A 25,007-nucleotide genomic window follows, 5' to 3' on the forward strand; every position below is an offset into this window, starting at 1 on the left:
TGCAATACCATGAATTCGAAGCAACCATTATAACCGGAACCGAGAACATTCAGGCCGGTCGAAGTTCGACAACCTATGGCAGGGAGTGATGTTCCTTGAAACGCATGAAGACCGGAATCATCGGATGCGGCAACATCAGCGCCATTTATTTGCAGAACCTCGGTGCCAGCGAATGGATCGAAGTGACAGCGGTTGCGGACCGCGTGCCCGAGAAGGCGCGGGAGAGGGCTGCCGAGTTCGGCGTTGCAACCGCTTGCACGGTGGAAGAACTGCTGGCCGACGAATCGATCGAGCTTGTGATCAATTTGACGATTCCCGCCAGCCACGCCGCGGTCGCTCTGGCCGCGATCGAAGCGGGCAAGCACGTTTACGGCGAGAAGCCTCTTGCGGTCTCGCTGGAAGACGCCCATCTCGTGTTGGACGAAGCGAAGAAGCGGAATCTGCGGGTCGGCTGCGCGCCGGATACGTTCCTGGGCGCGGGCGTCACCACCGCCCGGCGGGCGATCGAAGAAGGATTGATCGGCCGGCCGGTCGCCGGAACGGCGTTCATGCTGGGCGGCGGGCCGGAAGGCTGGCATACCGATCCCGAATTCTTCTACGCTTACGGCGGCGGCCCGATGTTCGACATGGGACCGTATTATCTGACGGCGCTCGTCAATCTGCTCGGCCCGATTCACCGGGTCAGCGCGTCGACGGGCATCCAGATTCCCGACCGGTTTATCGGTTCGGGTCCCAAAGCGGGCACGCCGATCTCCGTCCAGACGCCGACCCACCTGGCCGGCACGCTCGATTTCGCCGGCGGTCCGATCGTCACGATGATTATGAGCTTCGACGTGCGGGGCGCGACCGAACTGCCGCGAATGGAAATCTACGGCACGGCCGGCACGCTGTCGCTGCCCGATCCGAACTTTTTCGGCGGCGACGTGCGTCTGCGGCGCGCCGGCTCGGACAATTGGGAGAAAGTCGATCCGGTGTTCGAGAGCGCGCGCAACGAACGCGGTCTCGGCGTCGAGGACATGGTGAAGTGTATCCGCGAAGAACGGCGGCACCGCGCAAGCGGCGAACTGGCTTACCATGTGCTCGAAACGATGCACGCGTTTATGCGGTCGTCGGCCGACAGCCGGCATATCACGCTCGACAGCTCGTACAAGGTTCCCGCCGCAAGACACGATTCGCTTAAATTATAATTTGCAGAAAAGGTGGAGCGCATAATGGCAAAAGTAGGACTGCAGCTGTATACCGTACGCGAAGAGATGGAGAAAGATTTCCGCGGCACGCTCGAAAAAGTAGCCGGGCTGGGCTACAAAGGCGTCGAGTTTCATACGTTCTTCGGTCGACCGGCCGAAGAAGTGAAATCGCTCCTGGACGAACTGGGCCTCAAAGCGCTCGGCACGCACACGGGTTACAAGCAGCTGCTGGAACACCTCGACGAAGAGATCGCGTACAACAAGCAGATCGGCAACGATAAGCTGATCGTGCCCTATATGCAGGAAGAAGACCGCAACTGGGAAGAAGTTTTCGCCAACCTCCAAGAACTCGGCCGCCGCGCCCGCGAACAGGGCGCCGTGCTGCTCTATCATAACCACGATTTCGAAATGACGGAACAAGTGGACGGCAAGCCGGTATTCGACGCGATGTACGACGCCGTTCCGGCCGAAGACCTTCAAGTCGAAATGGATACCTGCTGGGTCTACTACGGCGGTTACGATCCGGTCGAATACATTCGGAAGTATACCGGACGCCTGCCGATCATCCACCTCAAGGACATGACGCGCGACGCGGACGGCAAAGCGATTACCGCCGAGCTGGGCGTGGGCGAAGTGGACCTCAAAGCGATTGCGGACGCCGCGGTCGAAGCCGGAGTCGAGTGGATCGTCGTCGAACAGGATTACTGCGCCGGCGGCAAGCCGCTGGAAAGTATCGCCACCAGCATGCAATGGATCGAAAAATATGCAGCAGAAGGAGACAAATAAGAATGTCCAACACGCTAAACGTCGCCGTAATCGGGTGCGGAGGAATTGCCAACGGCAAGCACCTCCCCGCTCTGTCCAAACAGGATAAAGCCGTACTTGTCGCATTCTGCGATCTTGTGGAGTCCCGCGCCCGTGAGGCGTCCGAGCAGTACGGAGCCGAAGGCGCAAAAGTCTATACGGATTACAAAGAACTGCTGAAAGACGAAAGCATCGAAGTCATCCACGTCTGTACGCCGAACGATTCGCACGCGGAAATCGCGATCGCGGCGCTGGAAGCCGGCAAGCACGTGCTGTGCGAAAAGCCGATGGCCAAAACGACCGAAGAAGCCCGCAGCATGATCGAAGCGGCGGAGCGCACGGGCAAAAAATTGTCGATCGCTTACCAGAACCGGTTCCGCGACGACAGCCTGCACCTGAAAGACATGTGTGAAAAAGGCGAGCTCGGAGATATTTACTTCGGCAAAGCGATCGCGCTGCGCCGCCGCGCCGTGCCGACCTGGGGCGTATTCCTCGACGAAGAAAAGCAGGGCGGGGGCCCGCTGATCGATATCGGCACCCATGCGCTTGACCTGACTCTCTGGCTGATGGATAATTACAAACCGAAGAGCGTTATGGGCTCGACGTTCCACAAGCTGGGCGACCGCGAGAACGCCGCCAACGCGTTCGGCCCGTGGGACCCGGAGCAGTTCAAAGTCGAAGACTCCGCGTTCGGCTTCATCAAGATGGAGAACGGCGCGACGATCGTGCTCGAATCCAGCTGGGCGCTCAACGTGCGTAAATTCGGCGAAGCCCAGACGCTGCTCTGCGGCACCGAAGGCGGCGCCGACATGGCGGACGGCCTGCACATCAACGGCGAGGACCGCAGCCGTCTGATCGAAACCAAAGTCGACTTCGGCTCCGGCGGCGTCGCGTTCTACGACGGCGGTTCCGAGAACGCCGAAGACCGCGAAGCCAGACAGTGGCTCGAAGCGATCCTCGAAGACAAAGAGCCGCTTGTCAAACCGGAACAAGCTCTTGTCGTGACGCAGATTCTCGAAGCGATCTACGAATCCGCGAAAACGGGCAAAGCGGTTTACTTCGACTAGGGCGTGTTTGAAAACTCCGAAGGAAGCAGATTTTGCCGAATTTTCGTTCTCAACAAGGAACTTTTTCGCAGTCGTGCCGGGGCACGTCAAGAGAAAGTGACGCCGTCGGCGAATGAAGCGTGTACGCTTCTGGTACGGTTCATTCGTTGAATGAAGCGTACACGCTTTAGGTACGGTTCGGTTCATTGGAGGGCGAAAAGGCGGTAAAAGATGCACGTCGTTGAGTTTTCAAACACGACCTAAGAATGGTACCATCCGCTAGTCGCTAATTTCGTCGAAAAATGGGGGTTTTTCGCACCTCTTTCCTATTCAGATTTATCTAAAAATACGGATATAATAACCAGGGAGGTTCGGTTAGTGAAGCTTGGAGTATTCATGGTACTGTTCAACGAACGGGGATTCGAAGAATCGCTCGATTACGTTGCGGAAAAAGGGCTCAAGGCGGTAGAGATCGGCACAGGCGGCAATCCGGGCAATGTGCACTGCAACCCGGAAGAACTGCTGGCCGACAAGTCGAAGCTTGACGCGTTCAAAAAAGCGGTGGACTCGCGCGGACTCATCATCAGCGCGCTGAGCTGCCACGGCAACCCGCTGCACCCGCAAAAAGCGCTGGCCAAAGCCGATCACGACGTGTTCCTGCGTACGGTCGAACTGGCGCAGCGGCTGGAAGTGCCTGTCGTCAATACATTCTCCGGCTGTCCGGGCGACCACGAGGATGCAAAGTATCCGAACTGGCCGGTCGCTCCGTGGCCGAACGATTACCAGGATATCTTGAAGTGGCAGTGGGAGAACAAAGTCATTCCGTATTGGAAAGAAGCCGGAAACTTCGCGGCCGATCACGGCGTCAAAGTCGGCATCGAGCTGCACGGCGGTTTCTCGGCGCACACGCCGGCGACGCTGCTGCGTCTGCGCGAAGCGACCTGCGAAGCGGTCGGCGTCAATCTCGACCCGAGCCATATGTGGTGGCAGGGCATCGATCCGGTACAGGCGATCCGCATTCTCGGACGCGCCGGAGCCATCCACCATTTCCATGCCAAGGACATCACGATCGACCAGAATAACGTCAATATGCACGGCCTGACCGATATGCAGTCCTACACGCTGATGCAGGACCGGGCCTGGAACTTCCGCAGCGTCGGCTACGGCCACGAGATGAAGATCTGGTCCGATATGATCAGCGAGCTGAGACTGCAGGATTACGATTACGTCGTCAGCATCGAACACGAAGACGGATTGATGTCCGTCGACGAAGGATTCAGCAAAGCCGTCCGCAATCTTCAGCAGATCATTATCGAAGAACCCGCCGGAGAAATGTGGTGGGTATAACCAACCAACCGGCCTAATTATTTACTCAGCCAAATAAGGGGATATAAACCGATGATCAACGTAACCATCTGGAACGAATTCGTGCATGAACGCAGAGAAGAAGCAGTCAAAGCCGTTTATCCGGACGGAATTCATAAACAGCTCGAACGGGCGCTGGCGCCCGAAGGATTTGCCATTCGCACCTGCACGCTCGAAGAAGACGATCACGGCCTGACTCGCGACGTACTGGATAACACCGACGTCATGATCTGGTGGGGTCATATGGCGCACGAACTCGTGGACGATTCGATTGCCGAAGCGGTGGCGCAGCGCGTCCGCGAAGGCATGGGACTGATCGTTCTCCACTCGGGCCACTTCTCGAAACCGTTCAAAAAACTGATGGGTACGGGCTGCGACCTCAAATGGCGCGAAGAAGGCGAGCAGGAGATCATGTGGGCGGTCAACCCGTCGCACCCGATCGTCGAAGGAATCGGCGAGAACATTATCCTGGAGCACGAAGAGATGTACGGAGAATTCTTCGACATCCCGACGCCGGACGAGATCGTTTTTATCAGCAACTTCTCGGGCGGCGAAGTGTTCCGCAGCGGCTGCACGTTCCGCCGCGGTTCCGGCAAGATCTTCTATTTCCGCCCGGGCCACGAGACGTATCCGACCTACTACAACCCGGATATCATCCGCGTGATTTCCAACTCGGTGCGCTGGGCGTATCCGTCGAGGGCGGCCAAGCCGGTTTACGGCAACGCGCGTCCGCTCCGTCCGCTCACCGCTCCGGAACTCGTCTGACTCGTACGACGAACGCCCGGCCGGCGCCGCCGGCCGGACTTTGATCCATCGGAAAAGCCGCGTTTTCGCTCTCCCGCGAGAACGCGGCTTTTGTTCGTTTAAAAAGAAAGCGTTAACAAAATTAACGTACCCCGCTTTCTTTTTGTTGGCGCTTTATGCTTTTTGGGGTAAAATAGTTCCAATACCGCTCCCGTACAAGGAGCGGTAAGGGTCGGATTTTCAAATTCCGAAAGCACGAATTTGAAAAATACGCCCCAAGAAAGGGGGATGGCGATGGAGGTGGAATTCGGCAGCGCTCCGGTGGCTGAAGAAGTCATCAAAGAGTGTCTGCACAGGTCGGAAGGAAGAGATCTGGAAGGATTTTTGCTCGGCCAGGGCGCGATTCCCGCAACGATCATGTTTGTCGGCGAAGCGCCGGGCGCGACGGAGATTGTGGAAGGCCGGCCTTTTACCGGGCAGGCGGGCAAGGTGCTTGAAGCCTATCTGGAGAAGCTTGGGCTGACGCGCCGGGATATCTATATCACCAGCGCCGTGCGCAGCCGCCCCTTCAAGGACAAGGTGGTGGCCGGCACGCAGGGAACGCCGGCGCCGCGCATCAGCCGTTCGAACCGTACGCCGACCAAGAACGAAGTGCTGGCGCATGCCGCGATACTGGATGCCGAGATCGCGGCAGTAAGGCCGAAGGTTATCGTTCCGCTCGGCAATATCGGGCTGCATCGGCTGATCGGCAGCCACGAGACGATTTCTTCCCTGCACGGCAGAGTGATCGAAGGGCCGATCCTGCAGCTTGAAGATTCGACGGATTCGAGTTCCGGTTATACGTTCGGCGAGAAGAGTTATTCGATTTTTCCGCTGTATCATCCGGCAGCCGTGATCTACAACCGATCGCTGGAGACGGTGATCGACAAGGATCTGGAGAAGCTCAAAGCCTTTCTGGCTTCGAAAAATAATTCGTAAAAGCATTTTCTTTTTCTTGGAAGTATGTTAATATGAAATAAACTAACAAAATGTAAGTTTCTCTTCAGAGGGAATCTTCTAAGAGGTGATCATCTATGATAGAGCAAAAAAACGAAATCCCCGTGAAGCTTTGCCCCCGTTTCGAGAGCGCATTTTCGTTTCTGGGCAAACGCTGGAACGGTCTGATTATTCAGACGTTGATGAGCGGGCCGAAACGCTTTAAAGACATTTCCAATCAGATTCCGATGATGAGCGACAAGATGCTGTCGGAACGGATGAAGGATCTGGAGAGCGAAGGCATACTGGTGCGCCATGTATACCCGGAAACTCCCGTGCGTATCGAATACGAACTGACGGAGAAGGGCCGCGCGCTTCAGCCGGTCATGCAGCAGATTCAGGAATGGGCGGAATGTTGGGTCGATTGATCTTTTGCCGCAGGAACCCTTTCGTTGAGAAAGGGTTCTTTTTTTGCGTCGGTATTTCCGGTTTGAGAAAGTAGGCTTGCTTTTGCTACAATGAGACTTAATGAGGTTACAGCAAGCGTCCGGCCAGCCGCGTTCGGCGGAAGCGGGCGCAGATCCTCGCCTGGGAGGAAGGAAAACGGATGCGAAAAACAATCAGACTGCCGGACCGGCGGATCCTGCTGTACGCGGCGGCGATCCTGCTGGTTGCGGCGATTGCGGGCGCGATCCTGCTGCTGCGCCAGCCTGCGCCCGGAGCGAATACGGCGGCCGATTCGGATGAAAGCAACAATTTCCGGCTTGTGGTCGACGGCGGAATCTATATGCCGAACGAGAACCGTTCGCTGGTCAGCACCTATCGGCCCGAAGATACGGTTCGGGACGCGCTGGAGCGCAGCGAAATCGTGCGGTTCGACAACGAAGGACGCATTGCGGCCGTCGACGATACCGAGCTTCATTCCGAGCTGGTCTGGTCGGTCAAGCGCAACGGCAAAGAAGTCGAAGAAAGCGACTTCAGCTCCCGCATTCAGCCGGGCGACGAGATTCTGCTGGCGATCGAAGCTCCCGGAAGCTCCGACGAGCCGCAGAATACGCTGCTGATCAGCGGCGGCGAATTGAATCCGGCGCTGGGCGGCTCGTACGCGCACGCTTATACGGAAGGCACGACCGTTCGCAATGTGCTCAAAGAAAGCGGTCTGGTCACCATGTCCGAGAACGACCGCGCGATCAGTCAGGTGCGGGTGGACGCGAAGTCGAAAGACAGCTATATGACCAAGCCCCGAGAACGCTGGGTGCTCAAAGTCAACGGCAAGGAACTCAATCAGGAAGCGGGCTTCGATATGCCGCTGCAGCCCGGGGATTATGTGGAGCTGGCGCTGGAACGATTCTGACCGCGAAACGAAAACCGAATAGAAGCAAAAAAATCCGCCGGATCGTCAGATCCGGCAGATTTCGTTCGGGCACAATTCGCAGTGGCAGACTTCCTGGAGCATGCCGAGGTCGGTAATCACGATCATCCCGTTCTCGTATTCGACCGCTCCTTTTTTGCGCAGGTCGCTGAGCATGCGGTTGACGCTTTCGCGCGTTGCGCCGATCATGTTCGACAGGTCGGTGTGCGTGATCTTTTTGTTGATCAGCGTTGTGTCGCCGTGCTTCTCGCCGTAAGTATTGCCCAGGCGAATCAGGGTGGAGCAGAGCGCGCCCGGTTTGCCGTACATCATCAGGTCGCGGAATTTAGTCTGGGTCAACCGGTGATGGATGCCCATCCACTTCATAAAGTCGATTGCGAAATCGCAGTGCTGGCAGATCAGTACTTCCAGGTCCTTGTGTTCGATAACGCCCACTTCGGTGTCTTCGATCACCTCGGCCGTGAAGCTGTGCTTGGTGCTGAAAAAAGGATCCGCCTGTCCGACCATGTCGTCCGACTGGTACATGTACAAAATGAGCTCTTTGCCTTCATCCGTCGATTTCGTCAGTTTAACCCGGCCGCGCTTGATATAATACAGTTTGTCGGCCAGATCTCCTTCCCAGAACAAATGCGAGCCCTCCGGAATGTGACGGTCTTTCATCACGACTTCCAGACGCTTCATATTCTGATCGGAAAAGCAGCCGGTGTTTCCCCGATGATCGGTGGCTTGATGGTACTGGCTCATAGTTAGCATCTCCTTTTTCGCAAACGCGCACTGCAAATTTACAACTCATTTTCGTTAATCAAATTTAAATTAATTATAACTGAATATTTCAAGTTTTTGGGGAGTCCGCCGATAAAAAAAGTGGCGAATCTGCAAACATTGTGACTTTTTTCACTTTATAAACTCATCATGAAGGATAAGAGAGTTTTTGTCAATTGATATTGCGAAAATTTTTGAATAAATTTTTAAGTTCCGCAAACTGCGGTTTTTTTAAGAAGCACTGCATGCGGCAATCAAAAAATCGGCAGCGTAAAACAGGGGGACTGGGGGGAAGTTGCACGACGCCAAAAACGCCAAAGCGGGCATCGGGAAAAGGGCGGCGCAAAGCTGAAGCAGGGAAAAAACGGGAAAAGGGAAAAAAGTTCGCGGCGGCATTTTAGCGGAGAAAGACAGGCCATTAATGAAGATAAAAACGAAAACGGGGAAATCGAAAAGCGAAAAAACATCCGGAATTTATTTTGTGAAAATTTTCACTTCCCAAGCCGGAAAAGGTGTGCTATGATTTGTGGCGTAGAGAAAACAACGCAAACATCTTGAGGAGGATGAGGGAAATGGCAGTGAAAAATGAAGCCGCCCGTACTGTTGAACCAACCGCCGAACAAGACATTCAAAAGCTGATCGATAACGCGAAAAAAGCGCAGGAAGCGTTCATGCAAATGGACCAACAACAAATCGATACCGTTGTGCAAGCGATGGCCCTGGCCGGCCTGGACAAGCACATGTATCTCGCCAAGATCGCGATTGAAGAAACCAAACGCGGCGTGTACGAAGACAAGATTACAAAAAATCTCTTCGCAACGGAATACATCTATCACAGCATCAAGAATGATAAAACGGTAGGCGTTATTGAAGACAATGAGTATGACAGCTTCCAGAAGATTGCGGAACCGGTCGGTATCGTGATGGGGATCACGCCGGTAACCAACCCGACTTCCACAACTATGTTCAAAGCACTGATTTCGATTAAAACACGTAACCCTATTATATTCGGTTTCCACCCTTCGGCGCAATACTGTAGTTCGGAAGCGGCAAGAATTTTGCACGAAGCGGCTGTCAAAGCCGGCGCTCCTGAAGGCTGCATTCAATGGATCGACAAACCTTCGATGGACAAAACGAACATCCTGATGAACCATCCCGACGTAGCGCTGATCCTGGCAACCGGCGGCGGAGCAATGGTCCGCGCGGCATACAGCTGCGGCAAACCGGCTCTCGGCGTAGGCCCCGGCAACGTACCGGCCTTTATCGAGAAAACGGCGGATATCGACCAGGCCGTAACCGACCTGATCCTGTCCAAATCGTTCGACAACGGCATGATCTGCGCATCCGAGCAGGCGGTTATCATCGAAGAACCGATTTTTGATCGGGTCAAAAAGAAAATGATTGCAAACGGATGTTACTTCCTGAATAAAGATGAAATTGCCAAGCTGACGCCAAGCGCGATGAACGTGGAAAAATGCGCGGTCAACCCGGCGATCGTCGGACAATCGGCTGTGAAGATCGCGGAAATGGCCGGCATCACCGTACCGGCAACGACCAAGATCCTGGTTGCCGAAATCGAAGGCGTAGGCACCAAGTTCCCGCTGTCCGCCGAAAAACTCAGCCCGCTTCTGGCCTGCTACAAAGTGAAAACAGCCGACGAAGGCATCGCCCGCGCAGCGGAAATCGTCGAATTCGGCGGCATGGGACACTCGTCGGCGATCCACTCGAACGACGATGCGGTGATTCAACGCTTCGCCAACCGCCTGCAAACCGGCCGGATTATCGTGAACTCGCCTTCGACGCACGGCGCCATCGGCGATATCTACAACACGAACCTGCCGTCGCTGACACTGGGCTGCGGATCTTACGGCCGCAACTCGACTTCGTCGAACGTAACCGCAGTAAACCTGATCAATGTGAAAAGGGTGGCTCGCCGTACCGTGAATATGCAATGGTTCAAAGTGCCGGACAAGATCTATTTCGAGAAAAACGCAACGCAGTACCTGGCCAAAATGCCGGATATCACCCGCGTCGCAATCATTACCGACCCGATGATGGTACAGCTCGGTTACGTCGAAAGAGTTCAGCACTATCTGCGCCAGCGCCAGGCTCCCGTCGCGATCGAAGTCTTCTCCGAAGTGGAACCCGATCCGTCGACAACGACCGTCGAACGCGGACGCGCCATGATGGAACGCTTCCAGCCGGACTGCATCATCGCGCTGGGCGGAGGATCGCCGATGGACGCCGCGAAAGGCATGTGGCTGTTCTACGAATATCCGGATACCGACTTCAACAACCTGAAACAAAAATTCATGGATATCCGCAAACGGATCTACAAATACCCTCGTCTGGGCAAAAGAGCGAAATTCGTCGCCATCCCGACAACTTCGGGTACAGGTTCGGAAGTCACTTCGTTCGCGGTTATCACCGACAAGGAAAACGGCAATACCAAATATCCGCTGGCCGATTACGAGCTGACGCCGGACGTGGCGATCGTCGATCCGGAATTCGTATACTCGCTGCCTAAAGTAGCGGTAGCCGACACCGGCATGGACGTGCTGACCCACGCGATCGAAGCTTACGTATCGGTTATGGCGAGCGACTACACGGACGGCCTGGCGATCAAAGCGATCCAACTGGTCTTCGCCAACCTGGAGAAATCCGCGCTGACCGGCGATAAACTGGCCCGTGAAAAAATGCACAACGCTTCGACGCTTGCAGGCATGGCGTTCGCCAACGCGTTCCTGGGCATCAACCACAGCCTTGCGCACAAATGGGGCGGCGAGTACCACACCGCTCACGGCCGTACCAACGCGATCTTGATGCCGCACGTAATCCGCTACAATGCGAAGAAACCGACGAAGTTCGCTTCGTTCCCGAAATACTCGCACTTTATCGCCGACGAACGCTACGCCGAAATCGCCCGCATCCTGGGCCTGCCGGCCAGAACGACGGAAGAAGGCGTGAAGAGCCTGGTTAACGCGATCCGCGACATGAACCGCAAACTGGGCATCCCGGAAACGTTCCAGGAACTGGGCTTCGACGCGAAACAGTTCGAATCGCGCGTCGATTACCTGGCTGACCGCGCATTTGAAGATCAGTGCACGACAGCCAACCCTAAACTGCCGCTCGTGACCGAACTGGCCGACGTTTACCGCGATGCCTTCTACGGCAGATTCGAAGAGTAAACCCGCCGATTGAACAAACCCACCACTCCGATTCATTATTATATAGAAGAAACGCGCCCGAATCCGCAGGGCGCGTTTCTTTTTGCCCGTCAAATACGATCGGCAGCTTGCTTGTAAGAAATGAAAAACAGTCATGAAAAGATGTGTTATTCTGAAAACGGCTCTAAAAGTGATATAAATCATAAAAAAAGAGCCTAAAAGCCGATAAGTGTGATAAACCTCACAGTAACTGAGCGGCGATCGAGGCATAATAAGGACATGAAAGATCCCAAACACATCGAGGGTCGGACCGCTGCACCAATTGGCATTGACCTAACGATAAATGTGATATTTTTCACTTGGTTGGTCGCTTAAAGCCTTCCACTATACAGGGATCGACTAAGAGGATGCGGACAGCCTCTCTGAATCCGCAGCCTCGAGTAAAACATACAAATGGAGGTAATCACAAATGTCGGTTATCGAAAAAGAAATCAAAGGCGCAAACGGAGAAGCATGGAGAGGTTTTAAAGCGGGAAAATGGACAAATCACGTCGACACGAAAAACTTCATCGATGAAAACATCGCGCCTTACACAGGCAACGAAGAATTCCTGGCCGGCCCTACGCAAAATACAAACGACCTTTGGAAAATCGTATCCCAGCTGTCGAAGGAAGAAAGAGAAAGAGGCGGCGTGTGGGACGTAGACGTCAACACGCCGGGATCGATCACTTCCCACGGCGCAGGTTACCTGGATAAAGATAAAGAACAAATCGTCGGCGTACAAACCGACGCTCCTTTCAAACGCGCGATTCAGCCTTACGGCGGTATCCGCATGGTGATCGACGCATGTAAAGCTTACGGATTCGAAGTACCGGATTCGATCATCGAAACATTCACCAACATTCGCAAAACGCACAACCAGGGCGTATTCGACGCTTACACGCCTGAGATCAGAGCGGCCCGCAAATCGGGTATCGTAACGGGTCTGCCGGACGCTTACGGCCGCGGTCGCATCATCGGCGACTACCGCCGCGTAGCGCTGTACGGCGTAGACTTCCTGATGAAACAAAAACAACGGGAACACGCCGAAACGATCGGCGACGGCATGGACGAAGCCACGATTCGTCAGCGCGAAGAAATCTCCGAACAGTTCCGCGCACTGGGCGAATTGAAGAAAATGGCCAATATGCACGGCATGGATATTTCCAAACCGGCGCAAAACGCGAAAGAAGCGTTCCAATGGGTATACTTCGGTTACCTGGCAGCCGTCAAAGAACAAAACGGCGCGGCAATGTCGCTCGGACGCGTATCGTCGTTCCTCGACATCTACGTACAGCGCGACCTGCAAGAAGGTACGCTGACCGAAGAAACGGCTCAAGAACTGGTCGACCATTTCGTTATGAAACTGCGCATCGTCAAATTCCTGCGCACGCCGGATTACAACGAACTGTTCAGCGGCGACCCTACATGGGTAACGGAATCGATCGGCGGCATGGCGGTGGACGGAGCGACTCGCGTAACGAAGAGCAGCTTCCGCTTCCTGCATACCCTGTACAACCTGGGACCCGCGCCGGAACCGAACCTGACCGTTCTGTGGTCGGAACAAATGCCGGAAAGCTTCAAAAAGTACTGTGCCAAAGTCTCGATCGAAACCAGTTCGATCCAGTATGAAAACGACGATCTGATGCGTCCGATCTACGGCGACGATTACGGTATCGCATGCTGCGTATCCGCAATGCGCATCGGTAAACAAATGCAGTTCTTCGGCGCCCGCGCCAACCTGGCCAAAACGATGCTGTACGCGATCAACGGCGGTAAAGACGAGAAATCCGGCGAGCAGGTCGGTCCGGAATTCCCGGCGATCACTTCCGAATATCTCGACTACGACGAGTTGATGACCCGCTACGAACCGATGATGGAATGGCTGTCCAAAGTATACCTGGATGCGCTGAACATCATTCACTATATGCACGACAAATACAGCTACGAACGCATCGAGATGGCGCTGCACGACCGCGACATCCTGCGCACGATGGCCTGCGGCATCGCCGGTCTGTCGGTAGCCGCCGACTCGCTGAGCGCGATCAAATACGCCAAAGTTAAACCGATCCGCGACGAAAGAGGCATTGCGGTCGACTTCGAAATCGAAGGCGAATTCCCTTGCTACGGCAACAACGACGATCGCGTCGACCAAATTGCGGTCGGCCTGGTCGAGAAATTCATGGGCATGATCCGCAAACACAAAACGTACCGCGATTCCGTACCGACTCAATCGGTATTGACAATCACTTCCAACGTCGTATATGGTAAGAAAACCGGTACGACTCCGGACGGACGCAAAGCGGGCGAACCTTTCGCACCGGGTGCGAACCCGATGCACGGCCGCGACAAAAAAGGCGCGCTGGCTTCCCTGAGCTCCGTTGCCAAACTGCCTTACGAACACAGCCTCGACGGTATTTCGAACACGTTCTCGATCGTGCCGAAAGCACTGGGCAAAGAAGAAGAAACACGCAAATCGAACCTGGTTGCGATGCTGGACGGATACTTCGGCAGCCATGCGCACCACTTGAACGTCAACGTGTTCGACCGCGAACAGCTGATCGACGCGATGGATCATCCGGAAAACTATCCGCAGCTGACGATCCGCGTATCGGGTTATGCCGTTAACTTCATCAAGCTGAGCCGCGAACAACAGCTGGACGTTATCAACCGTACGTTCCACTCGAACATGTAAGACAGCAGGCCGAAGCCCAATTCTTCGGACCTAACCCACTGTTCTATAAATAATCAAACATACGGCGCTCGCGGCACGCGAGCGCCGTCATTATTGAAAGGGTGACGAGAGATGAGTCACAAAGGACGCGTACATTCGCTGGAAACTTTCGGGACCGTGGACGGTCCGGGAATCCGCTTCGTTCTTTTTTTGCAAGGCTGTCTGATGAAATGCCAGTACTGCCATAACCCCGATACCTGGAACTTCGACGGCGGCAAAGAAATGACCGTGGACGAAGTGCTGGCGGAGATCGAACCTTATCTGAACTACTATCGCTCTTCCGGCGGCGGGCTGACGATTTCGGGCGGCGAACCGACTCTGCAAGCGGGTTTCGTGGCCGAAATCTTCCGCGAAGTCAAGAAACGGTGGAATCTGCATACGACGCTCGACAGCAACGGCTTCAACAACGCGGAAAAGCTGCACGATCTGATGGATGTAACCGATCTGGTGCTGCTCGATATCAAGCATATCGACAACGCCAAGCATAAAGTGCTGACCGGCGTAAGCAACGAACAAACACTGCGCACCGCCAAATGGCTGTCCGAACACGGCAAGAAAATGTGGATTCGCCACGTATACGTACCGGGCATTCACGATCAGGAAGACGATCTGCGCGGGCTGGGGTGCTTTATCGCCACACTGCAGGGCGTCGAGAAATTCGAAATTCTTCCCTATCACCAGATGGGCATTTATAAATGGAAAGAACTCGGCCGCGAATATCCGCTCGAAGGCGTGCCTTCGCCGGCGGACGACGAAGTACAGCGTGCTTACAAGCTGATTGAAGAAGGGCGCAACATGCAGACCGTATAAGGTTTTGCGGCCGTATTGGTTCAAATTGAGAATATGCACATTTAAATTAATTGAATAAAAGAAAGATTGGACCGCCGGCCTTCCCGACAGGGAGGGGCGGTTTTTTTATGAATGTGCAGAAACTTTTACAGGAACTGCGCGTCTAATAGTATGTGCTCAGCGAGGGAACAATCAAATCAGGAACAAAGGGAGTCGTAGAATGAATCTGAAAAAGATATCCATCATTGCGCTGCTTGCCGTTGTACAGGCTGCAGCCGTACTGCCGGCCGCATCGGCAGCTTCACCACAACAAACGCAAACATCCGTATCGACGGACGCCGCTTCTTCTCTGCCGCAGGAATCGGCGCAGGACGAAGCTTCCAAAGAATATGCCGATCGGTTGGCCGCTCCGACCGATTCGACGAATGCCGCAGCGGCCGAAACGAATCCGGCTGCCGCAGCGGAAACGGTTCAGCCTGCCAATACCGACGCGGAAGCTGCCGAATCGTCCGATCCGAATGCCGCGGACAGCGAAACGCCTGCAAATCCTGCGACGCCGGACGAATCGTCCGCAGCGCCGTCTTCCGTGACGCCTTCGGCAGCGCCGTCGACTTCGACATCCGCGGCTTCGCCTGTTTCGAATCTTGCCGCGTCGACGACGGGAACCAACAAACTGGTTCTGGTCATGAACGGCGATAAGATGTACCAGAACGGTCAGACCTATACAGCTGCCCAACCGATGACGGTCAAGAACGGCGTGTCCTATATTGCGGTCCGTTCGTTTGTGAATCGTGTAGGTCTCCAACTTACATACGATGCCAAAACGCAGGAAACGATTATTCAAAAAGGCACGGACGAGCTGCGCTTCAAAAACGGCACAAGCACGTATACGGTTAACGGAGTGGCGACTCAAATGAAAGGTGCTTCGTTCCAGCAAAAAAACACTTTTATGGTGCCGCTGACTTCGATTACGCAAGCGCTCAAGATTCCGTACCAAATCGATTATACGGCCAAAACGATTACGCTGACGCTGAGCGACAGCCCGTCGACAACGACGCCGCCGGCAACAACGACGCCGACTGCGCCTCCGGTATCGGATCTGGCCGCTTCCACCGCGGGAACCGATAAGCTGATTCTGGTCATGAACGGGGACAAGATGTACCAGGACGGTCAGACCTACACGGCCGCGCAACCGATGACGGTCAAGAACGGCGTATCCTACATCGCGATCCGTTCGTTCGTCAATCGTGTCGGCCTCAAGTTTACCTACGACGCCAAAACGAAAGAAACGATCATTACGAAAGGCACGGACGAGCTGCGCTTTAAGACCGGCTCGGACTCATATACGGTCAACGGAGTCGCGACCAAGATGAAAGGCGCTTCGTTCCAGCAAAACAATACGTTTATGGTGCCGCTGACTTCGATCACGCAGGCGCTTAAAATTCCGTACAAAAACGATTACACGGCCAAAACGATCACGCTGACGCTGTCCAGCAAGCCGACGGCAACGTTCATCGTGTCGCCGAGCAAAATTATCGCCGGCGAAACACAGGTGACTTATACGGCCAAATCGTCGTCGCCGAGCGGTTATGCGATTGTCGACGAGCGCTGGGAAGGACGCGAAGACGTCTTCGCGGAACCGGGCACTTATACCGTAACGTACAGCGTCCAGGATGAAAAAGGACAGTGGAGCGATCCGTATACGCAGACGGTTACCGTCGAAGCGCCGAACGTTCCGCCGGTCGCCTTGTTCCAAACGGATAAAGACACGTACCGTAAAGGCGAGCCGGTTACGTATACCGATCAGAGTTACGATCCGGACGGCACGCTGCCCGAAGCCAACAGCCGCACCTGGGACAACCAGAAAGGCGCTTATTTCACAGCCGGACCGCAAACGATCACGTTGACCGTGACCGATGCGGACGGCGCGACCAATACGGTTACCAAGCAAATTACGATTACCAACGAGCAGCTGTATACGCAGGACGAGTACAACGCTCTGTTCGTGCCGATCGGCAACAAGTTCCAATTCGACGGCAGTCTCGTTCCGACGTTCCGCAAAGTTTCGCGCAACGATTCGTCCGAAGACATTACGCTGTACCGCAGCAACAGCCCGGAATCGGTATTCGCTACCGGTAAAATGTACGAAGACACGATTGCCGGCAAAACACGCTTTATGATTCACCACGCCAACTACACGAATCAGCGGGTGATCATGTACGTCGTGGCGACCAACAACAACACGACGCCGGCTACAATCCAAACGCTGGACAGCGGCTTTGGCGGACCGAGCCCGTACGCGACGGCGGCCGGCAAAGTATCGATTCAGCGCTATCACCAGTCGATGGCCAACAGCAGCGTCAAATCGACGATTACGCTTCAGCCGGGCGAAAGCAAGATCATCCTGAACGAGCTGAACGCGATTCCGATGGCGAACAAGACCGTTATTTCTTTGTTGGCCGATGTGACGGCGTCCCAGCCGATCACGTACAGCACGCTGATGATCGGCGCGGATGTCGATCCGTACGAAGCGGCGAAGACGCTGCCGGTTGCGGCGCGCGACGGCGTTCATAACCGCGGCACGTATCCGTACGCGACAAAAATCATCGACGTATTCGAGCCGGTTGGCGGAACTTCGGACTCTTCGAAGCTTGTGCTCGGCGATAACAACGACGACAAGAATACCGACGGTTACGACGCCGACCTCGGCACGCCGCAGTCGAACGCGGGCAACTTCGGGGTTCTGTACAGAATCAATCTGAACACGGTCATGCCGAACACGCTGATTACGTTCAATCCGCGCGGAGGCAAATATACCGGTTGGATCACGGTAAACGGCAAATTGGTCGAGCTCTCCAGCCAGAGTCTGGGACTGCCGGGCGCTTCGCTGAACTCGGCGGACGAAGCCGGCGTCGTATACCGGACAGGCGCGTTCGAGGAAAGTCTGGTGCTGGAATTCACGCCGGCTCCGGGCAGCAACCTGCCGGTCAACCTGATCTTCACGCAAATGCCGACTCCCAAATCGTAAGTATTGATTTTTGGATGTCGACTCGATCGCCCGGCCCGGCTCCGCATTTTGCGGGGCCGGGCTTTTTGGATTGCGGCGCACGTCGGCGTTCATTGACTCGCGGAACGTTTTGAGGCATTATTAATGAAGGGTATTACGAATAAACAATATGCCGTCAAGGAATAGGCCGGTGATGGCGGGAGGGCTGTCCGATGCTTTCAATGGAACGTATCATCGAGATTATGGCGGAACAGGGACTGCGGATCACCGATCAGCGCAAAACGCTGGCCCGGTTGTTTGCCGAAGCGCCCGGCTATTTGTCCGCCAAGGACGTTTATGATTATATGGGGCAAAAATACAAAGGGTTGAGCTTCGATACGGTGTACCGCAATCTGCGCGTGATGCAGGAACTCGGCGTGCTGGAACAGATCGTATTCGAAGAAGGCGTCAAATTCAAGCTGCACTGCAACGAAGATCACCACCACCATCATATGATCTGTTTGCAGTGCGAGAAAACGTATCCGATTACGTTCTGCCCGATGCAGCTGACGGAATCGCCGGACGACTTCCAGGTAGTCAAGCATAAGTTCGAAGTATTCGGCTACTGCAAAGACTGCCGGGAAGAAGCCGGACAGATCGCGGAGGAGCAGCGGTCCAAAGCGGTCTCCGGAAAGCGGGAGGCGCAATGAAAATCGCGCGGCGAGCCGTCCAGGGGCCGATCCGGTTTTACCGCAGGTTTATCTCGCCGCTGACGCCGCCAAGCTGCCGGTTTGTGCCGACTTGTTCGGCCTATGCGCTGGAAGCGATCGAAGTGCACGGCGCGCTCAAAGGCTCGTGGCTGGCGGCCAGGCGAATCTCCAAATGCCATCCGCTGCATGCGGGCGGTTACGATCCGGTGCCGCCGCGCCGCAGCGCCGGCGGAATCGGCAGCGAACAAAATGCCGATCAGGCAGCGGAAACCCGCGGAAGCCAAGCGTAAGGCTTGACACCGCGGGCTTTTTTTCGGTATATTTTGTGATGTATCGATATACAGCGAGGTCCGAGGAACGGATGAGTAGAGGAAGAAGCCAGTCGCAGAGAACCGGGTAATACGCTGCAAACCGGTCTGGCACAGCCTTGAAGATGGTCCGGGAGGAACTTTGCGCGAGCCGCGCGTCAGCAGCGGGTAAGCGCAGGGCGTGTTCCAGCGTTAATGGACGGTCGATTGCGACCGGCAGAGCTTCCGCTTCGCGAGAACGGAAGGAATGTGGGTGGTACCGCGCGAGCTTCCGGCTCTCGTCCCATACAGGGGCGGGAGCCTTTTTGCGCCTTCCGCTCCATATTCGCGGCGTGCCGCGCAAAGTCATTCGACAAGGGGAGAAGATCATGACGGACAAGAAAAGCTTTTATATCACAACGCCGATTTATTATCCGAGCGGCAAGCTGCATATCGGACACACGTATACCACGGTGGCGGCGGACGCGATGTCGCGCTATAAGCGGCTGCGCGGCTACGATGTGCGTTTCCTGACGGGAACGGACGAACACGGCCAGAAGATCGAGCAGAAAGCGGCCGAAGCGGGACAAACGCCGCTCCAGTTTATCGACGGCATCGTCGAAGGCATCCGCAGTCTGTGGGACAAGCTCGATATTTCGTACGACGACTTTATCCGCACGACGGAAGAGCGTCATATCAAAGTCGTGCAGGATATTTTCGAACAGCTGTTGAAGCAGGGCGATATCTATAAAGGCGAATACGAAGGCTGGTACAGCATTCCGGACGAAACGTACTACACGGAATCGCAGCTTGCCGACGTCGTAAGAGACGGCAGCGGCAAAGTAACGGGCGGCAAAAGTCCGGAAAGCGGTCATCCGGTCGAGCTGGTCAAAGAAGAGTGTTACTTTTTCCGGATGAGCAAATACGCCGACCGCCTGCTGAAATACTACGAAGACAATCCGGAATTCATTCAGCCGGAATCGCGCAAGAACGAAATGGTCAACAACTTTATCAAGCCCGGACTGGAAGATCTGGCCGTATCGCGGACCACGTTCAAATGGGGCGTGCCGGTCAAAAGCGATCCGAAGCACGTGGTCTACGTCTGGATCGACGCGCTGTCCAACTATATCACGGCGCTCGGCTACGGCTCGGACGATCCGTCGCTGTTCGAAAAGTTCTGGCCGGCGGACGTGCACCTGGTCGGCAAAGATATCCTGCGCTTCCATACGATCTACTGGCCGATCATGCTGATGGCGCTGGATCTGCCGCTGCCGAAAAAAGTATTCGGGCACGGCTGGTTCCTGACCCGCGAAGGCAAAATGTCCAAGTCCAAAGGCAATGTAATCGATCCGGTGAAGCTGATCGACCGCTACGGCCTGGACGCGCTGCGCTATTACGTCCTGCGCGAAGTGCCGTTCGGTTCCGACGGGCAGTTCACGCCGGAAAGCTTCGTAGAGCGGATCAATTCCGATCTGGCGAACGATCTGGGCAACCTGCTGAACCGGACCGTGGCGATGGTCGACAAGTACGTCGGCGGCAAAGTACCGGCTTACCGCGGACAGGTGACGCCGTTCGACGGCGCGCTGGAAGAAGCGGCGGCTTCGGCGGTAAGCAAAGTCGAAGCGGCAATGGACGGTATGGAGTTCTCCGTCGCGCTGACGGCGATCAGCCAGTTCGTCAGCCGGACGAACAAATATATCGACGAAACGCAGCCTTGGGTCGTGGCGAAAGACGAAAGCCGCAAAGAAGAGCTGGAATCGATCATGCTGCATCTGACGGAAAGCCTGCGCATATCTTCGATCCTGCTCCAGCCGTTTCTGACGCGCGCGCCGAAGCTGATCTGGACGCAGCTCGGCATCGCCGGCGACGAAGCGGCGGACTGGAGAGCCTGGGATTCCGCCAAAGCGTTCGGCGTCGTGGCCGAAGGCACGCCGCTGCACAAAGGCGACCCGATCTTCCCGCGTCTCGACGTGGAAGCCGAAGTCCTCAGCATCGTCGAGTCGATGAGCGGCGGAACGCCGGTCAAAGCCGCGGAAGAAGCGGCAAAGCCTGCCAACGAAGTATCCTCTTCCGTAGAAGCGCCGGAGCTCAAAGAAGAGATTACGATCGACGACTTCGGCAAAGTCGAGCTGCGGGTCGCGCAGGTTATTGCCTGCGAGCCGGTGAAGAAAGCCGACAAGCTGCTGAAGCTCCAGCTCGATCTGGGCTTCGAACAGCGCCAGGTCGTATCCGGCATCGCCAAGTTCTACACGCCGGAAGAACTGATCGGGCGCAAAGTCATCTGCGTCACCAACCTGAAGCCGGTGAAACTGCGCGGCGAAGAATCGCGCGGCATGATCCTCGCCGCTTCGCACGGCGATCAGCTGACGCTGGCGACGGTGCCGGATTCGATGCCGAACGGGGCGATCGTGAAGTAAGCCTGAACCGACGGCGATTTCAAGGCCTGTCGAAGCCGGCGTTTTCCCTTTGAGGAAAACGCCGGCTTTTTCGCGTGCCTCCTATTAAATCGTAAATATACCGATAAAGGTTGACAAAGAAATAGCGGACTTCTATAATCGGTAAGGTTACGATTAATCGAAAAGACGGCTGTATCAAAAGCGGGGAGCCGCGATTTCCATAGAAACGGAGTGTCGAAACAAATGAACAATTCGAAAGTAAACCTGCGCCGGATCGCCGCCGTGCTGGCTTTGACGGCGCTGCTTGTGCTGTCCGCCTGCGGACGCGGAGCAAACGGAACGATCGTCGAAGGCAAAGTGAACGTAGTTACTACTTTTTATCCGATTTACGAGTTTGCTTCCGCAATCGGCGGAGACGACGCCAATGTAATCAATCTGCTGCCGACGGGCGTGGAGCCGCACGACTGGACGCCGCGCGGCCAGGATATCGTGAATACGTCGAAAGCGCAGCTTTTTTTCTATAACGGAGCAGGCCTGGAAGGCTGGGTGCCCGATTTCCTCAAAGGATTGGATTCCGACTCCAAAGTCAAAGCGGTGGAAGTGAGCGAAGGCGTCGATCTGATCACGACGGACGAAGACGACGGTCACAATCACGGTACGACGACCGAACATGACGAAGACGAACATGCGGAAGACGAACATGCCGGCGAGGAGCATGCGGACGAATCGACCGACACCAAGCATATCGATCCGCACACCTGGGTCAGTCCCAAATCGGCGCTGATTATGGCGGGCAATATCCGAGACAGCCTGGTCGAAGCCGATCCGGAGCACAAAGCCGGTTACGAGGAACGCTACACGGCGCTGGCCGACAAACTGGAGCGGCTGGACAAGGAATTTACCGACAAATTGTCCGCCGTGCCGAATAAAGAAATCGTCGTTTCGCACCAGGCGTTCGGTTATCTGGCGCGCGACTACGGACTGGATCAGCACGCGATCATGGGCCTGTCGCCCGACGCCGAGCCGCGCGCGCAGGATATGCTGAATCTGGCGAAGCTGGTGAAGGAAGAAGGCATCCGCTATATTTTCTTCGAGGAACTGGTCTCGGACAAACTGGCCAAAACGCTGGCGGGCGAAGCCGGAGTCGAAACGCTCGTACTCAACCCGGTGGAAGGATTGACGGAGGCCCAGGCGAAAACCGGCGACGATTATTTCAGCCTGATGCAAAAAAATTTGCAAAATCTGCTGCTCGCCTTACAATAAGAAAGACGGAATAGATCAGCTATCCGGAAAGAATGCGACAGAAAGGGGAGGATCGGAATGTCCGTTATGCCGGCAAACGACTGCCACCAGCCGATGATCGAGCTTCGGGACGTGTCCTTTTCCTATAAAGACCAGCATGTGCTGCAAAATTTGAGCTTCAGCTTCAAAGAGCGCGACTTCGTCGGCATCGTCGGCTCCAACGGAGCGGGCAAAACGACGCTGCTCAAGATGCTGGTCGGGCTGATGCCGCCGACGAGCGGGGAGATTACGCTGTTCGGCCAACCGATCAAGCGGTTCCGCGACTGGGAGCGGATCGGTTACGTGCCGCAGAAAAACGCGCTGAATATGCTGTTTCCGGCGACGGTGCGCGAAGTGGTGACGTCGGGACTGTTTACGAACAAAAGTCTGTTCCGGCGGCTCGGCCGCGAAGCGAAAAGCAAACTCGACGACGCGCTGCAGGTGATGCGGATCGAAGACATCGCCGACAAGCGCATCGGACGGCTGTCGGGCGGACAGCAGCAGCGGGTGTTTCTCGCGCGCGCCATGATCAACCGCCCGGAACTGCTGATTCTCGACGAGCCGACGGTCGGCATCGACGCGGAAACGCAGGACGGCTTTTTCGAGCTGATTCGGCATATGCACCAGCACCATAATATTACGTTCCTGATGGTCTCGCACGATATCGACCGGATCGAAGACTATCTGGGCAAAGAACCGCGGCAGCAAAACGGCAAGATCAAATTTTTTGTGCGGCATTCGCATGACGACCTGAACTGCGGCCAGACGGATCTTCAGCATTCGATGCCGCTCGTTCACTCGGCGGAATGAAGGGTAGGAGACGGTAACTTGGAGATTTTGTTCAGCGACTTTTTTCAGCGAGCGCTGCTCGGCGGGCTGCTGATCGGTCTGACGGCGCCGCTGATCGGCATGTTTCTCGTGCTGCGGCGGCTGTCGATGATCGGCGATACGCTGGCGCACGTCACGATCGCGGGCGTCGCGCTCGGCTTTTTGATCAATGTGTATCCGCTGGTTGTCGGCCTGCTGTTTGCGGTGATCTCGTCGTTCGGGATCGAGAAGCTGCGGCGGGCGTACAAAGGCTATGCGGAGCTGTCCATCGCGGTCATTATGTCCGGCGGCGTGGCGATGGCTTCGTTTCTGTTTACGCTGGGGCAGGGCTATAACACGGATGTGACCAGCTACCTGTTCGGCAGTATCTATACGCTCGGCACGACCGATCTGTACCTGGTGGGCGGCGTTACGGTGCTGGTCGTGGCGGTCGTCGTTTTTTTCTACAAAGAGCTGTTCCTGCTGACGTTCGAAGAAGACGCGGCGGCGGTCAGCGGCCTGCCGGTCAAGCTGCTCAATATGCTGATTACGGTGCTGGCGGCGCTTGTGATCAGCACGGCGATCAAGATCGTCGGCGCGCTGCTCGTCTCGGCGCTGCTCACGATTCCGGTGGCGTGCAGCCTGTTCCTGGCCAAAAGCTTCCGGATGTCGATCATGCTGTCCGTGGCGGTGGCGGAGATCGCGGTCATCGCGGGTCTGGTCATCGCCGGAGTCTGGAATTTTGCGCCGGGCGCGACGATCGTGCTGCTGCTGATTCTAATGCTGCTGCTGACGCTGGCGGCGCGCAGAGGGTATACCGTTTAGGGTATGCTCTCTTTTTGTTTTTTGCGTGCCGAACTTGCCAATGGACCTTGAATAAAGGTATCATAGTAAGAGCCGTTTTTGAGCGGGCCTGTACATAAACGGGCGTCCGCCCGCGTGCGGAACGTTCGGACAAGAGCGCGGCATCGGCCTTTTCGGATAAGAAAAAACGGTCTGCGCGTTATTATCGGATGGAATCGCGGCCAGCGGTTTCGAGCCAAGGAAAAGAGGGAAGCGGATGCCAACGCCCAGTATGGAAGACTATTTGGAGCGCATCTACCTATTGATCGAAGAAAAAGGCTACGCCCGCGTATCGGATATTGCGGAAGGGCTGGAGGTCCATCCTTCGTCGGTCACCAAAATGATCCAAAAACTCGACAAGGACGAGTATCTGGTCTACGAGAAATATCGCGGACTCATCCTGACGAGCAAAGGCAAAAAAATCGGCAAACGGCTGGTCGATCGGCATCAGCTGCTGGAAGAGTTTTTGCGTTTGATCGGAGTCGAGGAAAGTCATATCTACAAAGACGTGGAAGGCATCGAACACCATTTGAGCTGGGATTCGATTACGCGCATCGAGTCGCTGGTTGAATTTTTCGCTCGCGATCCCAAGCGGCTGGCGGAACTCAAAGTCATCCAGAGCGAGTGGACGAGCGAAATTTAGCGGAAGCATCTGTGGCCGAAACGGCGCAGATGCTTTTTTGTCGGAATTTTCTGCGGCTATCAGCGCTACA

The 25,007-nt window shown here is 55.6% G+C and carries 20 protein-coding genes; 19 read left to right on the forward strand and 1 reads right to left on the reverse strand.

Translation table 11 applies throughout. From position 1 onward, the window contains the following. Positions 1-95 precede the first annotated feature (95 nt). The 8 genes from QWJ34_RS06985 (at position 96) to QWJ34_RS07020 (ending at position 7,475) form a co-directional block, all read left to right on the forward strand. Entirely contained in the window at positions 96-1,187 is a 1,092-nt protein-coding gene (locus QWJ34_RS06985) for a Gfo/Idh/MocA family protein (protein WP_302726397.1), read from the forward strand. A 24-nt stretch (positions 1,188-1,211) separates the two neighbouring features. After that, the gene (locus QWJ34_RS06990) at positions 1,212-1,973 is read left to right on the forward strand and encodes a sugar phosphate isomerase/epimerase family protein (RefSeq protein WP_302726398.1); all 762 of its coding nucleotides are present in this window, start codon (positions 1,212-1,214) and stop codon (positions 1,971-1,973) included. Positions 1,974-1,975: 2 nt separating this feature from the next. Beyond that, entirely contained in the window at positions 1,976-3,058 is a 1,083-nt protein-coding gene (locus tag QWJ34_RS06995) for a Gfo/Idh/MocA family protein (RefSeq protein WP_302726400.1), read from the forward strand. A 357-nt stretch (positions 3,059-3,415) separates the two neighbouring features. Continuing rightward, complete coding sequence (locus QWJ34_RS07000; RefSeq protein ID WP_302726402.1) at positions 3,416-4,384, forward strand: sugar phosphate isomerase/epimerase family protein; 969 nt, start codon at positions 3,416-3,418, stop codon at positions 4,382-4,384. A 51-nt stretch (positions 4,385-4,435) separates the two neighbouring features. Further along, positions 4,436-5,167, forward strand: coding sequence for a ThuA domain-containing protein (locus tag QWJ34_RS07005; RefSeq protein WP_302726404.1), 732 nt, complete (start codon positions 4,436-4,438; stop codon positions 5,165-5,167). A gap of 273 nt (positions 5,168-5,440) precedes the next feature. Continuing rightward, entirely contained in the window at positions 5,441-6,124 is a 684-nt protein-coding gene (locus tag QWJ34_RS07010; RefSeq protein ID WP_302726405.1) for a uracil-DNA glycosylase, read from the forward strand. Positions 6,125-6,219: 95 nt separating this feature from the next. Beyond that, positions 6,220-6,549, forward strand: coding sequence for a winged helix-turn-helix transcriptional regulator (locus QWJ34_RS07015; RefSeq protein ID WP_302726406.1), 330 nt, complete (start codon positions 6,220-6,222; stop codon positions 6,547-6,549). A gap of 179 nt (positions 6,550-6,728) precedes the next feature. Further along, positions 6,729-7,475, forward strand: a complete 747-nt coding sequence (locus tag QWJ34_RS07020) for a hypothetical protein (RefSeq protein WP_302726408.1) — start codon at positions 6,729-6,731, stop codon at positions 7,473-7,475. A 45-nt stretch (positions 7,476-7,520) separates the two neighbouring features. Here QWJ34_RS07020 and QWJ34_RS07025 read toward each other — a convergent pair whose 3' ends face one another. After that, entirely contained in the window at positions 7,521-8,237 is a 717-nt protein-coding gene (locus tag QWJ34_RS07025; protein ID WP_302726409.1) for a Crp/Fnr family transcriptional regulator, read from the reverse strand. 590 nt (positions 8,238-8,827) lie between these two features. Between QWJ34_RS07025 and adhE the strand changes: the two genes are divergently transcribed. The 11 genes from adhE to mntR all read left to right on the forward strand — a co-directional run bounded on the left by adhE (position 8,828) and on the right by mntR (position 24,937). Beyond that, on the forward strand, positions 8,828-11,443 hold the full coding sequence (adhE, locus tag QWJ34_RS07030; RefSeq protein WP_302726410.1) for a bifunctional acetaldehyde-CoA/alcohol dehydrogenase: 2,616 nt from the start codon (positions 8,828-8,830) through the stop codon (positions 11,441-11,443). Positions 11,444-11,891: 448 nt separating this feature from the next. After that, positions 11,892-14,156: a formate C-acetyltransferase gene (gene pflB / locus QWJ34_RS07035; protein ID WP_302726412.1), complete on the forward strand. Its 2,265-nt coding sequence runs from the start codon at positions 11,892-11,894 to the stop codon at positions 14,154-14,156. A 111-nt stretch (positions 14,157-14,267) separates the two neighbouring features. After that, entirely contained in the window at positions 14,268-15,005 is a 738-nt protein-coding gene (gene pflA, locus QWJ34_RS07040) for a pyruvate formate-lyase-activating protein (RefSeq protein ID WP_302726414.1), read from the forward strand. Positions 15,006-15,204: 199 nt separating this feature from the next. Then, entirely contained in the window at positions 15,205-18,012 is a 2,808-nt protein-coding gene (locus tag QWJ34_RS07045; protein ID WP_302726416.1) for a copper amine oxidase N-terminal domain-containing protein, read from the forward strand. 191 nt (positions 18,013-18,203) lie between these two features. Continuing rightward, positions 18,204-18,680, forward strand: a complete 477-nt coding sequence (locus tag QWJ34_RS07050; protein WP_302726418.1) for a Fur family transcriptional regulator — start codon at positions 18,204-18,206, stop codon at positions 18,678-18,680. Continuing rightward, positions 18,677-18,970 (forward strand): membrane protein insertion efficiency factor YidD, encoded by a 294-nt coding sequence (gene yidD / locus QWJ34_RS07055; RefSeq protein WP_302726420.1) that lies wholly within the window; start codon positions 18,677-18,679, stop codon positions 18,968-18,970. The genes QWJ34_RS07050 and yidD overlap by 4 nt, the downstream gene beginning before the upstream one ends. A 386-nt stretch (positions 18,971-19,356) precedes the next feature. Beyond that, complete coding sequence (metG, locus tag QWJ34_RS07060) at positions 19,357-21,384, forward strand: methionine--tRNA ligase (RefSeq protein ID WP_302726421.1); 2,028 nt, start codon at positions 19,357-19,359, stop codon at positions 21,382-21,384. Between the two features lie 222 nt (positions 21,385-21,606). After that, on the forward strand, positions 21,607-22,626 hold the full coding sequence (locus tag QWJ34_RS07065; protein ID WP_302726422.1) for a metal ABC transporter solute-binding protein, Zn/Mn family: 1,020 nt from the start codon (positions 21,607-21,609) through the stop codon (positions 22,624-22,626). A 57-nt stretch (positions 22,627-22,683) separates the two neighbouring features. Further along, positions 22,684-23,454, forward strand: a complete 771-nt coding sequence (locus QWJ34_RS07070; RefSeq protein WP_302726424.1) for a metal ABC transporter ATP-binding protein — start codon at positions 22,684-22,686, stop codon at positions 23,452-23,454. Between the two features lie 18 nt (positions 23,455-23,472). Continuing rightward, complete coding sequence (locus tag QWJ34_RS07075) at positions 23,473-24,276, forward strand: metal ABC transporter permease (protein ID WP_302726426.1); 804 nt, start codon at positions 23,473-23,475, stop codon at positions 24,274-24,276. 235 nt (positions 24,277-24,511) lie between these two features. Next, the gene (gene mntR, locus QWJ34_RS07080) at positions 24,512-24,937 is read left to right on the forward strand and encodes a transcriptional regulator MntR (protein WP_302726428.1); all 426 of its coding nucleotides are present in this window, start codon (positions 24,512-24,514) and stop codon (positions 24,935-24,937) included. The last annotated feature ends 70 nt before the right edge of the window (positions 24,938-25,007 follow it).

It is taken from the genome of Saccharibacillus sp. CPCC 101409 (genome assembly GCF_030518235.1).
Lineage (GTDB): Bacteria > Bacillota > Bacilli > Paenibacillales > Paenibacillaceae > Saccharibacillus.

Bases quoted from the DNA above. Each gene is read 5' to 3' on its own strand.
- QWJ34_RS06990 (WP_302726398.1), top strand. From the start codon at position 1,212: ATGGCAAAAGTAGGACTGCAGCTGTATACCGTACGCGAAGAGATGGAG.
- QWJ34_RS06995 (WP_302726400.1), top strand. From the start codon at position 1,976: ATGTCCAACACGCTAAACGTCGCCGTAATCGGGTGCGGAGGAATTGCC.
- QWJ34_RS07005 (WP_302726404.1), top strand. From the start codon at position 4,436: ATGATCAACGTAACCATCTGGAACGAATTCGTGCATGAACGCAGAGAA.
- QWJ34_RS07010 (WP_302726405.1), top strand. From the start codon at position 5,441: ATGGAGGTGGAATTCGGCAGCGCTCCGGTGGCTGAAGAAGTCATCAAA.
- QWJ34_RS07015 (WP_302726406.1), top strand. From the start codon at position 6,220: ATGATAGAGCAAAAAAACGAAATCCCCGTGAAGCTTTGCCCCCGTTTC.
- QWJ34_RS07020 (WP_302726408.1), top strand. From the start codon at position 6,729: ATGCGAAAAACAATCAGACTGCCGGACCGGCGGATCCTGCTGTACGCG.
- QWJ34_RS07025 (WP_302726409.1), bottom strand. From the start codon at position 8,237: ATGAGCCAGTACCATCAAGCCACCGATCATCGGGGAAACACCGGCTGC.
- adhE (WP_302726410.1), top strand. From the start codon at position 8,828: ATGGCAGTGAAAAATGAAGCCGCCCGTACTGTTGAACCAACCGCCGAA.
- pflB (WP_302726412.1), top strand. From the start codon at position 11,892: ATGTCGGTTATCGAAAAAGAAATCAAAGGCGCAAACGGAGAAGCATGG.
- pflA (WP_302726414.1), top strand. From the start codon at position 14,268: ATGAGTCACAAAGGACGCGTACATTCGCTGGAAACTTTCGGGACCGTG.
- QWJ34_RS07045 (WP_302726416.1), top strand. From the start codon at position 15,205: ATGAATCTGAAAAAGATATCCATCATTGCGCTGCTTGCCGTTGTACAG.
- QWJ34_RS07050 (WP_302726418.1), top strand. From the start codon at position 18,204: ATGCTTTCAATGGAACGTATCATCGAGATTATGGCGGAACAGGGACTG.
- yidD (WP_302726420.1), top strand. From the start codon at position 18,677: ATGAAAATCGCGCGGCGAGCCGTCCAGGGGCCGATCCGGTTTTACCGC.
- metG (WP_302726421.1), top strand. From the start codon at position 19,357: ATGACGGACAAGAAAAGCTTTTATATCACAACGCCGATTTATTATCCG.
- QWJ34_RS07065 (WP_302726422.1), top strand. From the start codon at position 21,607: ATGAACAATTCGAAAGTAAACCTGCGCCGGATCGCCGCCGTGCTGGCT.
- QWJ34_RS07070 (WP_302726424.1), top strand. From the start codon at position 22,684: ATGTCCGTTATGCCGGCAAACGACTGCCACCAGCCGATGATCGAGCTT.
- mntR (WP_302726428.1), top strand. From the start codon at position 24,512: ATGCCAACGCCCAGTATGGAAGACTATTTGGAGCGCATCTACCTATTG.